Below are 16,042 nucleotides of genomic sequence, written 5' to 3' on the forward strand. Positions count from 1 at the left end.
TTCCGGTTACGCTGGCCAGCACCGCGCCAACGGCGAGCTACCCCCTGTCGTTTCTTGAGAGGCCCCTGATGCCAACACATCTGCATAGTCATCCGCACACCCATCACGATCGCCCCAAGCGGGTCCGGCAACCGGGGGAGCCGCTGCGCATCGGGGTCGGCGGGCCCGTCGGTTCGGGGAAGACCGCGCTGGTCGCCGCACTGTGCCGGCAATTGCGCAACGAGCTGTCGCTGGCGGTGCTGACCAACGACATCTACACCACCGAGGACGCGGACTTCCTGCGCCGGAATGCGGTGTTGCCGGACGATCGGATCGCGGCCGTGCAGACCGGCGGGTGCCCGCACACCGCGATCCGCGACGACATCACCGCGAACCTGGATGCGATCGACGACCTGATCGGCGCGCACGAGCGGCTGGACCTGATCCTGGTCGAATCCGGCGGCGACAATCTGACCGCCACCTTCTCCTCGGGCTTGGTGGATGTGCAGATCTTCGTCATCGACGTGGCGGGCGGCGACAAGGTGCCGCGCAAGGGCGGACCGGGCGTGACCTACTCAGACCTGTTGGTAGTCAACAAGACTGACTTGGCGCCACTGGTGGGTGCCGACCTGGAGGTGATGGCTCGCGACGCCGACGCGATGCGCGGCGGCCGCCCGACCGTGCTGCAGTCGCTGACCAAAGACCCGGCCGCGACCGAAGTGCTGGACTGGGTGCGCGAGCAACTGGCCGCCCCCGGCTGATGCGCTCCGACGTCCTGCTCGTCGCATCCGGCGATCGGCTCCCGCGCATCGAGTGCAGCGGCGGGATCCAGGCCCGCTACACCGAGCCCCGCACCGTGCACCTAGTGTCGGCGGCGGCGACCCCGCTGGGCGGCGACACCATCGACATCCGCGTGATCGTCGATGGCGGAGCCACATTGAAGGTGCGCAGCGCCGCCGCAACCCTCGTGCTGCCCGGAGCCGACAGCCCGACATCGCATGCCCGCTGGCACGTCGAGGTGAACGGGGAACTCGACGTCGATCTCGAACCGACGATCGTCGCCGCCGCCGCCCGGCACCAGTCCACCGTAACCGTGCTGCTGCACGACAACGCCCGCATCCGGTTTCGGGAGCGGGTACAGATCGGCAGATGCGATGAGCGCGAAGGCTTTTGGTCCGGCTCGTTGCGGGTCGACCACGTCGACCGCCCGCTGCTGCGGCATCGGCTGGAACTGGGCGCCGGATCCCTGTTCGACGACGCCATCGCCGCACCACGCGCCACGGTCAGCGAACTACGCTACCCGACAACGGATTTCGGTCCGCAGATGCCGGATGGCTCGACCGTGCTAGCCCTGGCCGGCGGCGGAACTCTCAGCACCTGGCAGGCCGACCGGCTGGTCGGCTAGCTGGCCCGCTTGGCGGGCGCCGGACGCTTGGCTTCCGCCGCAAGTACCGCCAGCTGCTCGATGCGAGTGCGGGCGTACGCCTGCTGTTCGGTAATGGTCAACTGGCCGCGCTGCGTGCTCAAGAACGTCACGGTCCAGGACAACAGGGTGCTGACCTTGGTCTTGAACCCGACCAGATAAACCAGGTGCAAGACCAGCCAGGCGAACCAGGCCAGCAGGCCGCTCATCTCCACCGGACCGACCTTGGCCACCGCGGAGAACCGCGACACCGTGGCCATCGAGCCCTTGTCGAAGTATTGGAACGGCTCGCGCTCGGCGGGGTCGGCGCCTTCCAGCTCCGCCTTGATCACGGTGGCAACGTATTTGGCGCCCTGGATCGCACCCTGCGCGACACCCGGCACGCCGTCGACCGCGGCCATGTCACCGACGACGAACACGTTCGGATGCTCCGGGATGGACAGGTCCGGCAGTACCTTGACGCGGCCGGCGCGATCGAGCTCGACCGGCGACTGTTCGGCCAGATCGCGGCCCAGCCCGCTGGCCTGAACGCCCGCAGACCAGACCTTGCAAGCGGATTCGATGCGGCGGATGGTGCCGTCGGAGTCTTTGACGGTGATGCCGTCGCGGTCGACGTCGGTGACCATCGCGCCCAGCTGAATCTCCACGCCCATCTTCTCCAGCCGGGCCGCGGCTCGCTGGCCGAGCTTGTCGCCGAACGGCGGCAGCACCGCCGTCGCCGCGTCGAGCAGGATCACTCGCGCCCTGGTCGAGTCGATGTGCCGGAACGATCCCTTCAGCGTATGAGCCGCTAATTCCGCTATCTGCCCGGCCATTTCGACGCCGGTCGGCCCAGCGCCGACGACGGTGAACGTCAGCAGCTTCTTACGGCGTTCCGGATCACGAGACCGCTCGGCCTGCTCGAAAGCGCTCAGGATCCGGCCGCGCAACTCGAGCGCGTCATCGATCGATTTCATGCCCGGCGCGAACTCGGCGAAGTGATCGTTGCCGAAGTAAGACTGGCCCGCGCCGGCAGCGACAATCAAACTGTCGTAAGGGGTTTCGTAGGTGTGGCCCAGCAAGTCGGAAATGACGTACTTTCCGGCCAGATCAATATGGTTGACATCACCAAGCAGCACCTGGACGTTGCGCTGTCTGCGCAACACGACCCGCGTCGGCGGGGCGATGTCGCCCTCGGACACGACCCCGGTGGCCACCTGGTACAGCAGCGGCTGGAACAGATGGTGCGTGGTGCGCGCGATCAATTTGATGTCGACATCGGCATGCTTGAGCTTCTTTGCCGCGTTGAGTCCACCGAATCCCGAACCGATGATGACGACTTGATGCCGACGTTTCGGTTCAGCTGTGGCTCCTGGCTGGGGGCTCATGGGGTCGTTGCTCCTGACGGGGCTCCATTGATGCGCGAATGCAGTTGGCTACCACGCTAGTCAACGGGCACAGCCGAAACCCAATAGTAAGCCTGTGTAATCAACCACACTCGGCCGTTACCCCAGGTCGCCAGAACGTGATTCACGTCATGGCGGCCCCAGATTGAGGTGTCGCTTACAGACCCACCACCGGTCGCAAAGCCTCGCCGGCTGCCTTGACGATGCCGGGTGTGTAGAACGGGATGTTGATCAGCACGCTGTCGATCCCGGCGTCGATCACTTTGGTTTTGATCTGATCCGCAACCGAATCGGGGCTGCCCGCTACCATGCGCTGCGTCATCTCCGCCGGAATCTGCTCGGCGCTGACGTCGTCGTCGAGCAGCACGGTGATCAGCATGCTGGTTTCGAGCGTGGCCGGATCGCGGTCGACCTTCTCGCACTGCTCGCGCACCACCGCGATCTTGCGGGGCAGTTCGTCGAACCCGGCGATCACGTTGAAGTGATCGAAGTGTCGCGCGGCCAACGGGATCGTCTTCTTCTCGCCGCTGCCGCCGATCATCAGCGGAATATGTTCGCGGAAACGGGGATTCGCGAGCGCCTCGGCGGCACGGTAGTAGGTGCCCGAGTACGTCGGCCGCTCACCCTTGATCATCGGCAGGATGATCTGCAGCGCCTCGTCGAGCCGGTTGAACCGGTCGGTGAAGGTGCCGAAGTCGAAGCCCAGCTGATCGTGCTCGAGTTCGAACCAGCCGGTGCCGATGCCCAGAATCGCGCGGCCCTGGCTGATGACGTCCAGCGTGGTGATGATCTTTGCCAGCAGCGTCGGCTTGCGGTAGGTGTTGCCGGTCACCAAGGTGCCCAGTTGCACCCGTTCGGTCGCGGTGGCCAGTGCGCCGAGCGCGGTGTAGGCCTCCAGCATCGGCTGGTCGGGATCGCCCAGCATCGGCAGTTGGTAGAAGTGGTCCATCAAGAAGACCGAGTCGAAGCCGGCCGCTTCGGCCTCCTGGGCCTGGGCGATGACAGTGGGGAAGAGCTGCTCCACCCCGGTGCCGTAGGAAAAGTTGGGAATCTGCAGACCGAGTCGAATAGCCACGTTGTCTACCGTAGCGATCGGCCCCGAAAGGGGAAGACTCTCAGCTGAAAGCGAAAGCCCGTCAGGCGAAGTGCGCCAGCGCGCCGTGACTGACGTGCAGAGTCTGGCCGGTGATGTGGCGAGCCGCCGGTGTGGTCAGGAACAACGACAACCGGGCAACCTCGGCGGCGACCGACGCCGGCGTACGGGAGAGGCCGTCGTACCCGGCCTGCGCACCGCGGCCGCTGGCCACCACGTTGACGGTGATGCCGCGGGTGCCGAACACCGTCGCCTGTCCGGCGACCCAATTCGACAGGGCCGCCTTGATGGCGGCGTCCGCACCGCCGGCGGGCGGGTTTTCCGGCACGACACTGATGATGGAACCGCCGGAGCTCAGATTGTCACCGACAGCCTGCACCGTCAGCACCGCAGACAGCAGCGTCGCATCGAGGGTGTTGCGCCACGCCTTGGCGGTGTCGGCGAGGGAATAGGTGCGCGGATCTCCGGCATCCCAGGACGGTGCCGGCACATTGACGATGGTGTCGAGGTGGTGGGGAAACAGCCCGCGAGCATCCTCCAGGCTGGCCGGGTCGGTAGTGTCGCAGACGATCGCATCGACGTCGAGTTCCTTGGCGGCGACCTCGAGATCGCTGCGCCGCGCGCCCACGAGGGTCACGCTGTGGCCGTCATCGCGGAAGCCCTCGGCTACCGTGCGTCCGAGTTCCGTGTCTGCACCGGTGACCAGCACTTCCACTGCCATGACCTCCTCGTGCTCACCGTTGAATCTCCGCATGCGTTATGGCGTCGATCAAAACGATGTTACTGGACAGTAGCTCTAAGGGGAAATTAAGGACAGCGCGACGCGCGGGCGGATTCATAACTATTTGGCGGTCAGTGGGCCCGGTGCCGCTCGCCTCGCTAAGTTCTACCCATGCGTCGGATCGCCGCTTGGATATCGGCCATGCTGCTCGCGGCTCTGGTGGGGTGCAGTCAGAAGGCGCCGTCGCCGCCACCGTCGCCGACCACAACGCTCGCCGGATCGATCGTGGTGTTCGCCGCGGCCTCGCTCAAGGCCGCGTTCACCCAAATAAGTGCCCAGTTCCAGAGCGACAATCCCGGCAGCGGCGTGGAGCTCGATTTCGCCGGATCCTCGGAGCTGGCCGTTCAGCTGACGCAGGGGGCGACGGCCGACGTGTTCGCGTCCGCCGATACCGCGCAGATGAACGCGGTCGTCAAGGCCGGACTCCTGGCGAGCGACCCGACGAACTTCGCCTCCAACACGCTCGTCATCGTCACCGCGCCGGGCAATCCGAAGAAGATCGGCTCGTTCGCCGACCTCGCCAAGCCCGGCATCAGCGTGGTGGCCTGCCAGCAGCCGGTGCCCTGCGGGGCGGCGACGCAGCGCGTCGAGAACAGCACGGGCGTGCGCCTCAACCCAGTCAGTGAGGAGCCCAGCGTCACCGACACCCTGAACAAGGTGGTGACGGGACAGGCCGATGCCGCGCTGGTCTACGTCACCGATGCCAAGAACGCCGGCAACAAGGTGGCGACGGTCGAATTCCCCGAGGCCGTCGGCGCGACGAACGTCTATCCCATCGCGGTGCTGAAGAAGGCGCAGCGGCCGGCGCTGGCGCAAAAGTTCGTCGGCCTGGTGACCTCGGCGGGCGGCCAGCAGATCTTGGCCCAATCGGGCTTCGCCAAACCCTGATTCCGCCCACCACGCCGAGTCCCTCCCTGCTGTCTCAGGGCGGCGGAAGTTCGCCTTGGTGCCGGGGGCAGTAGACAGTCACCGATGCGGTGATGAATCTGACCACGGTTCTTCGTACGCGATCCGGCTGCAGACGTAAGGCCGGACTGTCCGCAAACGAAATGTTCATCTCGTTGTCCACCACCGCGTCGACCGAGGTGCCCCCATCGAGTTCGCCACAAATCTGATGGGCTTGGGCGACGAGCGCGGGCACGTTGTCGACGGGGGGAATCTGCAATTGCTGGAGCTGCGCAACAAACTGATCCTGCTGCTGGCTGGGGTCGGCAGCCGCCGCGCCAGCACAGACAATGGCGGCGGTCAGCATCGCCGAGACACTAACCAGAGCGCTGGTTCGCACGGCAGGATTTCCGTTTCTTCGGCGTCATCTGCTCGGTCTCCGTTGAGTCCGACACCCGCCGCCAACGGTGGAGACGTCCGACGTCTGCAATGATGAATATCGTAACTGGTGGTAAGCCCGAACTACCACTGGGCTTTTCACGCAGGCCCGCAGATGAGGGATGCAGCGTGACGGCTGATCGCAGGCGAGTGATACGTGCTGAGCGAGCGGTGCTTGCCGCCTTGGTCGGCACCGCCTTGAGCGCGGTGGGTGCAGCGCACGTCCCGGTGAGGATGGCGTCGACCGGCACGGTCTCCGCCGCACTGATTCGGTCAGTACCAATGGGGGAGATCACGCCCGACCCCCCACAAATCCCGGCGCCGACGATAAATCCGGTCACGCCGCCCGCCGCACCCGCGCCCCCGCCCCGGCCAGCACCGCCTGTCGCAACGCCGGCACCGCCGGCACCGTCGGCACCGCGAGTAGAACAACCGCAATCGCCGCCGCCCAATCAGGACGGACCGGCACCAACACAGCAGACGACGCCGCCGTCCCAGCCCCCGCGGGGCCACGTCCAGCTCGCACCGTGAAAACGAGCGGTGGCGCGCTCAAGCAGGTTAGGTAAGTACCCATCAACGCACGTTGCCCGGACCTGCCTCGTTGGGTGTACATCCCCGCCGCGATGGGGTCGCTGTTCGTGGTGCTGCCGCTGGCGGCGATCGCGATCAAGGTCGACTGGTCGCATTTCTGGTCGCTGATCACCAGTGTGTCGTCCAGGACGGCGCTGCTGCTGAGCCTGAAGACCGCCGCGGCCAGCACCACACTGTGCGTACTCCTGGGCGTGCCGATGGCGCTGGTGCTGGCCCGCAGCACGGGGCGGCTGGCGCGCGTGCTGCGCCCGCTCATCCTGCTGCCGCTGGTGCTGCCCCCGGTGGTCGGCGGCATCGCGTTGCTCTACGCGTTCGGCCGGCTGGGACTGATCGGCCGATACCTGGAAGCCGCCGGCATCAGCATCGCGTTCAGCACGACCGCCGTGGTGCTGGCGCAGACGTTCGTCTCGCTGCCGTTCCTGGTGATCTCCTTGGAGGGTGCCGCCCGGACCGCGGGTGCGGACTACGAGGTAGTGGCCGCGACGCTGGGGGCTCGGCCCAGCACGGTGTGGTGGCGAGTCACCCTGCCGCTGCTGCTGCCGGGCATGTTGTCCGGCGCGGTGCTGGCGTTCGCCCGCTCGCTGGGGGAGTTCGGCGCGACCCTGACCTTCGCGGGCTCACGCCAGGGCGTGACACGGACCCTGCCGCTGGAGATCTACCTGCAGCGGGTGACCGACGCGGACGCGGCGGTGGCCTTGTCGATTCTGCTCGTCGCGGTCGCGGCGCTGGTGGTCCTGGGCGTGGGCGCCGGCCGGCTGACCGGATACGAAGCCAGGTAGCCGGCCGTGAGCGGGCTGCAACTTCGTGCGGTGGTGGCGGACCGCTCGCTGGACGTGGAGTTCGCCGTGTCTGCGGGCGAGGTGCTCGCGGTGCTGGGACCCAACGGCGCGGGCAAATCGACCGCCCTGCACGTCATCGCCGGGCTGGTCCGTCCCGACGAGGGCGTGGTGCGGCTGGGCGATCGGGTGCTGACGGACACGGCCGCGGGGGTGGACGTCGCGACCCACGACCGCCGGGTGGGGCTGCTGCTGCAGGACCCGCTGCTGTTTCCGCACCTGAGCGTCGTCGCCAATGTCGCCTTCGGACCGCACAGCCGTCGCGGGATGTTCGGTTCCGGGCGGGCCGACGAGAAACGGGCCGCACTGCGCTGGCTGCGCGAGGTGGATGCCGAGCAGTTCGCCGACCGCAGGCCCCGACAACTGTCCGGCGGCCAGGCGCAGCGGGTCGCGATCGCGCGGGCGCTGGCCGCCGAGCCCGAGGTGCTGCTCCTCGACGAGCCGCTGACCGGCCTCGACGTCACCGCGGCCGCGGCCATCCGCGGCGTGTTGCGGACCGCCGTCAACCGCAGCGGCTGCGCCGTCGTCCTGATCACCCACGACCTGTTGGATGTGTTCACGCTCGCCGATCGCGTGTTGGTGCTCGAGTCGGGGAAGATCGCCGAGATCGGCCCGGTGCCCGCTGTGCTCACCGCGCCGCGCAGCCATTTCGGCGCCCGGATCGCCGGGATCAACCTCGTCAACGGGACGCTTGCGCCCGACGGTTCGCTGCATGCGTCCTCGGGTGCACGCTGGCATGGGACCCCGGCGCCGGAGCTTGGCAGCGGGCTCGCCGGCGGCGACGCGGCGATCGCGGTGTTCGCACCGACAGCCGTGGCCGTATACCGACATCGGCCGCACGGCAGCCCGCGGAACTGCGTCGAGGCCACGGTGGCCGAGCTGGACATCCGCGGCTCCGCCGTGCTGGTGCGGGGGGTCCAGCAGGCCGACGGCGCGCCCGGCCTGGCGGCCGAGATCACCGTCGACGCGGCCGCCGAGCTGCAGCTGACACCCGGCGAGGTGGTCTGGTTCGTCGTCAAGGCCGCCGAGGTGTCGCTGTACCCGTCCGCCCGACGACACGCCGGGCGGTGAGGAGCTGAACTGCGTAGACGCCGGCCACGTTGCAGGTTGGCAACAACGGAAAAACCGCATGACATCTCCCGCTTGGCATCCTTGCGTCGCAGCCGTAACACGGTAGGTTCGTCGCCATGAGCCAGGTGGACCCGCATTCGACCCGCCGCAGGGGGCTGTGGGCGACGCTCGCGATCGCCACGGTCACCAGTGCCAGCGTCGTCACGATTGCCTTGCCGGCAACCGCGAAGGCCGACCCCGAGGTTCCGACTCCGGTCCCGCCGACCACGACGACCGCGGCGCCTCCAGCATCACCGGCCCCTCCGGTGTCGCCGGCTCCCGCCGCATCGCCCGCCCCGGGTGCCCCGCTGCCGCCGCAGGCCCCGCCGGCGTCTCCGGGGGCGCCGGTGCCGCCACCGCCGGTCGACCCGAACGCCCCGCCCCCGGCGCCGGGCGACCCCAACGCCCCGATCCCGCCGCCGCCTCCGGACCCGAATGCCGGCCGGGTCGGCAACGCCGTGGGCGGCTTCAGCTTCGTCGTGCCGGCCAGCTGGGTGGAGTCAGATGCCACCCACCTCGACTACGGCTCGGAGCTGCTGAGCAAGACCACGGGGCCGCCGTCGGCGCCCGGCCAGGCGCCTCCGGTCGCCAACGACACCCGCATCGTGATGGGGCGGCTGGACCAGAAGTTGTATGCCAGCGCCGAACCCAATGACGCCAAGGCCGCGGTCCGGCTCGGCTCGGACATGGGCGAGTTCTTCATGCCCTATCCGGGCACCCGGATCAACCAGGAAACCACACCGCTCAGCGGCGCCAACGGGCTGACGGGCAGCGCCTCGTTCTACGAGGTCAAGTTCAGTGACGCGTCGAAGCCGAACGGTCAGATCTGGACCGGCGTGGTCAGTTCGCCCGCGGCGACGCCGGGCGGCGGCGCAGCTCAGCGTTGGTTCGTCGTGTACCTGGGCACCTCGAACAACCCGGTCGACAAGGGCGCCGCCAAGGCTCTCGCCGAGTCGATTCAGCCGTGGACGGCCCCGCCGGCGGCACCGGCCCCGCCGGGCGCACCGGCACCGGGGGGGCCGGCTCCCACTCCGGCCCCGGCTCCGGGGGCGCCGGCCACCGACGCCACGCCTACCGCGACCCCGACGCCACAGCGGACCCTGCCGACGACCTAGCGGGTCCACCGGCGAGACCCCGGGCCGACCCACCCCGATGCGGTATTTAAAGGGGTGCGAAAACGGGGTATACGCAAGGCACGGCCCGGCCGTTGAGCTGGGCTCTGCCAGCGATACAAGGAGACCCCAATGGACATCACGGCAGCTACTGAACACCTCGCCCGATCCACGACGCTGACAAGCGTCGGGATCATCGGCTACATCATCATCGGCGGCCTCGCCGGTTGGATCGGCAGCAAGATCGTCAAAGGCGCGGGCTCCGGCATCCTGCTCGACATCGTGATCGGGATCGTCGGCGCGCTGCTCGGCGGCTTCCTGCTGAGCTTCTTCGTCGACACCGCCTCAGGCGGTTGGATATTCACCTTCTTTACCGCGCTGCTCGGATCAGTCCTCCTGCTCTGGATCGTCGGCCTGGTGCGCAAGACCTAGGCATTCGGGCAGTCGGGGCGGGCAGGTAAACGCGCGCCGCGACAAGCGAACTCGCCCCGATCGCCGCGCGGTTGGCGCCACCCTGAGCGGGGTATTGCTCCCAAGGTCCCCTTATCAGCTAACCCGCAAAGGAGCCCGTCGTGGTTCTGCACATCATCTGGCTAATCGTGTTGGGTCTCATCGTCGGCCTGATCGCACGCGCCATCGTCCCGGGCAAGCAGCCCATGGGCTGGATCGCGACGGCCCTGCTCGGCATCGTCGGCTCGTACGTCGGCGGCACAGTGGGCAGCATCGTCTTCCCGCCGCACGTGTTCGACATTCACCCGCCCATCCAGCATTCGTTCCTCGGGGCGCTGGTGGGAGCGGTGATCCTGTTGCTGATCTACAAGTTCGCCACCTCGCGCACCAAGACGCTCTAGCCCATCATGGGGTGATGGCCCCGGCGGCGAAGACGATGCAGGCGTGGCAGGTTCGGCAGCCGGGGCCGATGGCCACCCGGCCGCTCGAGCGGGTCAGCACCGACATCCCGCGGCCCGGCCCCGCGGAGTTACTGGTGGCCGTGCGCGCCTGCGGCGTGTGCCGCACCGACCTGCACGTCACCGAGGGCGACCTTCCCGTCCACCGCGACCGCGTCACGCCTGGCCACGAAGTGGTGGGGGAGGTTGTCGAAGTCGGGGCCGACGCCGGCGACGGGTTTCGCGTGGGCGACCGCGTCGGCATCGCCTGGCTGCGCCACACCTGCGGCGGGTGCGCCTATTGCCGTCGGGGCGCCGAGAACCTGTGCCCGCAGTCCCGCTACACCGGCTGGGACGCCGACGGCGGTTACGCCGAATTCGCAACGGTGCCTTCGGCTTTCGCCCACCACTTGCCGAGCGGCTACACCGACAGCGAGCTTGCGCCGCTGCTGTGCGCCGGCATCATCGGCTATCGCTCGCTGCTGCGCGCCGAGCTGCCTCCCGGTGGGCGGTTGGGCCTGTACGGCTTCGGCGGCAGCGCCCATATCACCGCCCAGGTCGCGCTGGCGCAGGGCGCCGAGGTGCACGTGATGACCCGTGGCCAGGAGGCGCGCGAGCTGGCGATCCAACTCGGCGCCGCGTCGGCGCAGGGCGCCGCCGATCCGCCGCCCGTGCCGCTGGATGCGGCGATCCTCTTCGCACCGGTAGGCGAGCTGGTGTTGCCCGCGCTCGAGGCGCTGGACCGCGGCGGCACCCTGGCCATCGCGGGGATCCACCTGTCGGATATCCCGACCCTGAACTACCAGCGTCACCTGTTCCAGGAACGGCAGCTCCGGTCGGTCACGTCGAACACCCGGGCCGACGCCCGCGAGTTTCTGGACTTCGCCGGCCGGCATCGCATCGAGGTGACCACGCCGGAATATCCGCTGGATCAAGCCGATGAGGCGCTGGGGGATCTGGCCGCCGGGCGCGTTGCCGGCGCCGCGGTGCTGCTGGTGTGACCGCGCTCAGGACGACAGGTGCCAGACCAGCGCCGCGGCTAGGGCACCCATCCCGTTCAGCGACCAGTGCAGCGCGATCGGCGCGATCAGGCTGCCGCTGCGACGGCGCAGCCAGCTGAAGACTAATCCGGCCGTGCCGGTGGCCAATACCGCCAACGTCACCCCGGCCAGCATTCCGAGGAACCCGCCGCCGAACAGCCGGGTGAAGCCGACGTTGCTACTCGTCAGGCCAAGCGACGTCGCGACATGCCACAGCCCGAACAGCAGCGAACCCACCAAGGCGACCCCGCGGAAACCCCAGGCCCGGTGCAGCGCGCCATGCAGCACGCCGCGGAACGCCAGCTCCTCGGGGATGACGGTCTGCAGCGGGATGATCACCATCGAGGCGACCAGCGCACCGGAGATCGTGGCGTAGTGATTGTTCATAAACATGGGCCGCGTCATCGGCAGCAGCACGCCGACCGCGATCACCGACGCCACGACGGCGACCGCCCCGAGCGCGTAGGCCAGGCCCGACCTCCAGTGTTCGCGGCCCAGGCCGAGGTCGGCCCAATCCAGGCCGTTGGACCGCATCAAGAGCACCAGCCCGACGGCGGCCGCCGGCACGGTCGCGATGCTCGCCAGCGGCGTGGTGAAGTGCGCGATCAGGTTCGTGAGCACCAGCACCAGGACGACGACGCCGAGGTCCAGATAAATCCGCAGCCGGTGCAGCGCCGACAACTCCGACACCACCGGATGGATGGCATCGGAAGCGGGGGCGGCGGGCACTCGTCGAGTTTACCCGCGGGCCGCGACCGACCCTCAGGCTCGCTTCCACCTGCGGGGTGGACACCCGTTCCAGCGGACGTGGGCGCAGGTGGACGCGGCGGTCGCCGAGTAGCCGAGCCGGCGCGCGGTTTCCTCGACCGTCAGACCCGAGTTGAGCAGTTCGGCGAGTTGAAGGCGAACCGCAGCCTGCTTACCGCCGCGGTCGAGGAGACCGCTCGCTGGGGCACTGCGGTCCAGTGGGTGACCAGGACCGCGACCACCGCATATCGACTCGCTCCTCGACGACGTCGAAGGCCTGGAGCTGGCCGGACCGGTGCGATGGGGGACGACGCCGTCCCTGAAGGGTCCGGCCTCGGTGCCGGTGCGGATCCGGCGGCACTAACCGGTTCTGCTCGGCACTAGCGGTTCTGCTCGCTCGGCTCCCACTCTGATGTGTCGTCTCCCTCCCATCACTCACCACGGTCGTTCTGCTAGCTCGACTCCCACGTCCAGTTGGCGATCGCCGGGTCGTCCTCGCCGTGCTCGCGCGTGTAGATCCGGGCGTGCAACCGCGCGTCGGCCATCCGCTGGCGCAGCAGCGCGGCCCGGTCCGCCAGCCCGTCCACCCGGTCGATGACGTCTATCACCAGGTGGAAGCGGTCCAGGTCGTTGAGCATCACCATGTCGAAGGGCGTCGTGGTGGTGCCACGCTCCTTGAACCCCCGGACATGGACGCGCGGGTGATTGGTGCGGCGATAGCAGAGCCGGTGGATCAGCCAGGGGTAGCCGTGATAGGCGAAGATCACCGGCTTGTCCCGGGTGAACAACGCGTCGAATTCCCGGTCGGACAACCCATGCGGGTGTTCGGAATCCGGCTGCAGGCGCATCAGGTCGACGACGTTGACCACCCGCACACCCAGGTCGGGCAGCTCGCGGCGCAGGATGTCGGCGGCGGCCAGGATCTCCTGTGTCGGGATGTCCCCGGCGCACGCCAACACCACGTCGGGCTCGCCGGTTGCGGTGCTGGCCCACTCCCAGATGCCCAGGCCGCGGGTGCAGTGCGCGATCGCGGCGTCCATGTCGAGGTACGCCAGCGCGGGCTGCTTGCCGGCCACGATGACGTTGACGTAGTCGCGGCTGCGCAGGCAGTGGTCGGCCACTGACAACAGCGTGTTGCCGTCCGGCGGCAGGTACACGCGCGAGATCTCGGCCCGCTTGTTGGCAACCAGGTCGATGAAGCCCGGGTCCTGATGCGACGCCCCGTTGTGGTCCTGGCGCCACACGTGCGAGCTCAACAGGTAATTCAGCGACGCGATGGGCCGTCGCCAGGGCAGTTCCCGGCTGGTGGCCAGCCATTTCGTGTGCTGGTTGAGCATCGAGTCGACGATGTGCACGAACGCCTCGTAGCAGTTGAACAGCCCGTGCCGGCCGGTCAGCAGATAGCCCTCCAGCCAGCCCTGGCACAGGTGCTCGGAGAGCACCTCCATGACGCGACCGTCGGGTGCCAGGCCGTCGTCGTCGGGCTCGACCTCCGACATCCAGACCTTGCCGGTCGCCTCGAAGACAGCGGACAGCCGGTTGGACGCGGTCTCGTCGGGCCCCATCAGCCGAAAGCGATCCGGGTTGCGGGCGATGACGTCGCGCAGGAACGTGCCGAGCACCCGGGTGGCCTCGTGGGTCGCGGTGGCCGGCTGCGACACCGGCACCGCGTAGTCGCGAAAGTCCGGCAAGTCCAGCTCCCGCAGCAGCAGCCCGCCGTTGGCGTGCGGGTTCGCGCTCATCCGCCGGGCGCCCGTCGGCGCCAGCGCCCGCAACTCCGGCCGCAGTGCGCCGTCGGCGTCGAACAGCTCCCCGGGCCCGTAGCTGCGCAGCCACTCCTCCAACTGGGCGCGATGCTCGGCGTTCTCGTGCGTCTCGGCGAGCGGCACCTGGTGCGCCCGCCAGGTGCCCTCGACGTGTTTGCCGTCGACCACTTTGGGCCCCGTCCAGCCCTTCGGAGTGCGCAGCACGATCATCGGCCATACCGGGCGCTCGGTCGTCGCGCCGTCGCGCGCGGCGCGCTGGATGGCTGCGATGTCGTCGAACGCGTCGTCCAGCGCCGCGGCCAGCTCCTGATGCACGAAACCCGGGTCGTCGCCGGCGACGGTGATCGGCCGGTAGCCGTAGCCGCGCAGCAACGACTCGAGCTCGGCGTGCGGGATCCGGGCCAGCACCGTCGGGTTGGCGATCTTGTAGCCGTTGAGGTGCAAGATCGGCAGCACCGCGCCGTCGACGGCCGGATTGAGGAACTTGTTGGAGTGCCAGCTGGCGGCCAGCGGGCCGGTCTCGGCCTCGCCGTCGCCGATCACGCAAGCGACCACCAGGTCCGGATTGTCGAAGGCGGCACCGTAGGCGTGCACCAGCGCGTAGCCGAGCTCGCCGCCTTCGTGGATGGAGCCCGGGGTCTGGGCCGCGACGTGGCTGGGGATGCCGCCGGGGAAGGAGAACTGGCGGAACAGCTTGCGCAGCCCTTCGGTGTCCTCGCCGATGCCGCTGTACACCTCGGTGTAGGTGCCTTCGAGGTAGGCGTTGGCGACCAGGCCGGGGCCGCCGTGGCCGGGCCCGGTGACGTAGATGACGTTGGCGTCGCGATTGCGGATGACCCGATTCAGGTGCGCGTAAATCAGGTTCAGCCCGGGCGTGGTGCCCCAGTGCCCCAGCAGCCGGGGCTTGACGTGCTCGGCGGCGAGCGGCTCCGTCAGCAGTGGATTGTCCAGCAGGTAAATCTGTCCGACCGACAGGTAATTGGCGGCGCGCCAATACTTGTCGAGCAGCGTGAGTTCATCGTCGGAGAGTGCTTCGGGCGCTTTGGTCGAGGTTTCGAGGCTCACGTGCCCGATTGTCCGCGACGCCGCTGAAGGCCGCTAGGTAAGAAGGTCACTCCTCGCCGCGGGCCCGCGCCTCGTAGTCCCGGCGCTTCTCGTCGTCGACGTCGGTGAAAACGTGCTCGCCGCCGAGGAGACGGTTAAGGCCCTCCGACAATCCTCGTGGCATGAACTTCTGCGACGCGATGAGAGCCCCGGCCAGCCTGGTGACGCGAACTCGCGGTCTGGGGTGGTCTATCAACTTGACGATCGCGTCGGCGATGTCGGACGGTTCGGCGTTTCTGATGCCCTTGGCACCCTGGGTTCCGGCGATCAGTTCGGTGTTCACGAACGTCGGATTGACGAGCGAGAACTGCACACCCGTGCCGCGATATTCGATCCTGGCCGCGTCGGTGTAGCCGACCACGGCATGCTTGCTGGCGCAGTAGGTGGCCGCGCCGGCGAGGTAGGTCTCCCCGGCCAGCGACGCGACGTTGATGATGTGGCCTTGCCCACGCGGGATCATGCGCGCCAGCGCCAGTTTGCTGCCCAGCATGACGCCGTAGACGTTGATGTCGAGGATGCGCCGGGTGACGGCGTCGGGCTCGTCGACGATGCGGCCGAGCGGCATGATGCCGGCGTTGTTCACCAGCACGTCGATCGGGCCGAACTGGCGCTCGACGGCGTCGAGGAATTCCGCGAACGACTGCGGGTCGGTGACGTCGAGTTTGCCGTAGACGTCGAGGCCGAGCGCGGTCCCGGACTCCTTGACCTTGACCTCGTCGATGTCGCCGATCGCGACCTTGGCGCCCAGATTGTGTAGTGCGGTCGCCGTGGCGAGCCCGATGCCGCGGGCGCCGCCGGTGATCACGATGACCTTGTCGCGGACCTTCAGTCCAACTGCCGTGTCTGCCATCTGGTAAGCACAGCA

General features: G+C 68.3%; 17 protein-coding genes. 9 read left to right on the forward strand and 8 right to left on the reverse strand.

From position 1 onward, the window contains the following. Positions 1-68 precede the first annotated feature (68 nt). Both ureG and MSG_RS12970 read left to right on the forward strand, forming a co-directional pair. Positions 69-740 carry an urease accessory protein UreG gene (gene ureG, locus MSG_RS12965; protein WP_096440156.1) on the forward strand — a complete coding sequence of 224 codons (672 nt, stop codon included), beginning with the start codon at positions 69-71 and terminating at the stop codon, positions 738-740. Continuing rightward, positions 740-1,384, forward strand: a complete 645-nt coding sequence (locus MSG_RS12970; protein WP_096440157.1) for an urease accessory protein UreD — start codon at positions 740-742, stop codon at positions 1,382-1,384. Before ureG ends, MSG_RS12970 begins: the two co-directional genes overlap by 1 nt. On the opposite strand, the gene MSG_RS12975 is transcribed toward MSG_RS12970, so the two are convergent. The 3 genes from MSG_RS12975 to MSG_RS12985 all read right to left on the reverse strand — a co-directional run bounded on the left by MSG_RS12975 (position 1,381) and on the right by MSG_RS12985 (position 4,601). Beyond that, complete coding sequence (locus tag MSG_RS12975; RefSeq protein WP_096440159.1) at positions 1,381-2,769, reverse strand: NAD(P)/FAD-dependent oxidoreductase; 1,389 nt, start codon at positions 2,767-2,769, stop codon at positions 1,381-1,383. The two genes, MSG_RS12970 and MSG_RS12975, sit on opposite strands and share 4 nt — an antisense overlap. A gap of 175 nt (positions 2,770-2,944) precedes the next feature. Next, positions 2,945-3,862: an LLM class F420-dependent oxidoreductase gene (locus MSG_RS12980; protein ID WP_096440161.1), complete on the reverse strand. Its 918-nt coding sequence runs from the start codon at positions 3,860-3,862 to the stop codon at positions 2,945-2,947. 61 nt (positions 3,863-3,923) lie between these two features. Continuing rightward, complete coding sequence (locus MSG_RS12985) at positions 3,924-4,601, reverse strand: SDR family oxidoreductase (protein ID WP_096444444.1); 678 nt, start codon at positions 4,599-4,601, stop codon at positions 3,924-3,926. A gap of 171 nt (positions 4,602-4,772) precedes the next feature. Between MSG_RS12985 and modA the strand changes: the two genes are divergently transcribed. Then, positions 4,773-5,549: a molybdate ABC transporter substrate-binding protein gene (gene modA / locus MSG_RS12990; RefSeq protein ID WP_096440163.1), complete on the forward strand. Its 777-nt coding sequence runs from the start codon at positions 4,773-4,775 to the stop codon at positions 5,547-5,549. Between the two features lie 34 nt (positions 5,550-5,583). Here modA and MSG_RS12995 read toward each other — a convergent pair whose 3' ends face one another. Together MSG_RS12995 and MSG_RS25875 are read right to left on the reverse strand one after the other, a co-directional pair. Then, entirely contained in the window at positions 5,584-5,913 is a 330-nt protein-coding gene (locus tag MSG_RS12995; protein WP_096440165.1) for a DUF732 domain-containing protein, read from the reverse strand. 408 nt (positions 5,914-6,321) lie between these two features. Beyond that, entirely contained in the window at positions 6,322-6,453 is a 132-nt protein-coding gene (locus tag MSG_RS25875) for a hypothetical protein (protein ID WP_258173967.1), read from the reverse strand. A gap of 154 nt (positions 6,454-6,607) precedes the next feature. On the opposite strand from MSG_RS25875, the gene MSG_RS13000 reads away from it, so the two are divergent. The 6 genes from MSG_RS13000 (at position 6,608) to MSG_RS13025 (ending at position 11,521) form a co-directional block, all read left to right on the forward strand. Next, positions 6,608-7,354: an ABC transporter permease gene (locus MSG_RS13000; RefSeq protein ID WP_096444446.1), complete on the forward strand. Its 747-nt coding sequence runs from the start codon at positions 6,608-6,610 to the stop codon at positions 7,352-7,354. Positions 7,355-7,360: 6 nt separating this feature from the next. Further along, positions 7,361-8,482 (forward strand): sulfate/molybdate ABC transporter ATP-binding protein, encoded by a 1,122-nt coding sequence (locus tag MSG_RS13005; protein WP_096440167.1) that lies wholly within the window; start codon positions 7,361-7,363, stop codon positions 8,480-8,482. 116 nt (positions 8,483-8,598) lie between these two features. Then, positions 8,599-9,636: an alanine and proline-rich secreted protein Apa gene (locus MSG_RS13010; protein WP_096440169.1), complete on the forward strand. Its 1,038-nt coding sequence runs from the start codon at positions 8,599-8,601 to the stop codon at positions 9,634-9,636. A gap of 129 nt (positions 9,637-9,765) precedes the next feature. After that, positions 9,766-10,065, forward strand: a complete 300-nt coding sequence (locus MSG_RS13015; RefSeq protein ID WP_096440171.1) for a GlsB/YeaQ/YmgE family stress response membrane protein — start codon at positions 9,766-9,768, stop codon at positions 10,063-10,065. A gap of 140 nt (positions 10,066-10,205) precedes the next feature. Further along, entirely contained in the window at positions 10,206-10,484 is a 279-nt protein-coding gene (locus MSG_RS13020; RefSeq protein ID WP_096440172.1) for a GlsB/YeaQ/YmgE family stress response membrane protein, read from the forward strand. A gap of 14 nt (positions 10,485-10,498) precedes the next feature. Next, positions 10,499-11,521, forward strand: coding sequence for a zinc-binding alcohol dehydrogenase family protein (locus tag MSG_RS13025; protein WP_373421192.1), 1,023 nt, complete (start codon positions 10,499-10,501; stop codon positions 11,519-11,521). A gap of 6 nt (positions 11,522-11,527) precedes the next feature. On the opposite strand, the gene MSG_RS13030 is transcribed toward MSG_RS13025, so the two are convergent. The 3 genes from MSG_RS13030 to MSG_RS13040 all read right to left on the reverse strand — a co-directional run bounded on the left by MSG_RS13030 (position 11,528) and on the right by MSG_RS13040 (position 16,027). Beyond that, positions 11,528-12,253, reverse strand: coding sequence for a CPBP family intramembrane glutamic endopeptidase (locus tag MSG_RS13030; RefSeq protein WP_096444448.1), 726 nt, complete (start codon positions 12,251-12,253; stop codon positions 11,528-11,530). Between the two features lie 506 nt (positions 12,254-12,759). Beyond that, positions 12,760-15,138: a phosphoketolase family protein gene (locus MSG_RS13035; RefSeq protein ID WP_096440176.1), complete on the reverse strand. Its 2,379-nt coding sequence runs from the start codon at positions 15,136-15,138 to the stop codon at positions 12,760-12,762. A gap of 46 nt (positions 15,139-15,184) precedes the next feature. Next, complete coding sequence (locus MSG_RS13040) at positions 15,185-16,027, reverse strand: SDR family oxidoreductase (RefSeq protein ID WP_096440178.1); 843 nt, start codon at positions 16,025-16,027, stop codon at positions 15,185-15,187. Positions 16,028-16,042: the final 15 nt, after the last annotated feature.

The organism is Mycobacterium shigaense (genome assembly GCF_002356315.1).
In the GTDB taxonomy this organism is placed as follows: domain Bacteria; phylum Actinomycetota; class Actinomycetes; order Mycobacteriales; family Mycobacteriaceae; genus Mycobacterium; species Mycobacterium shigaense.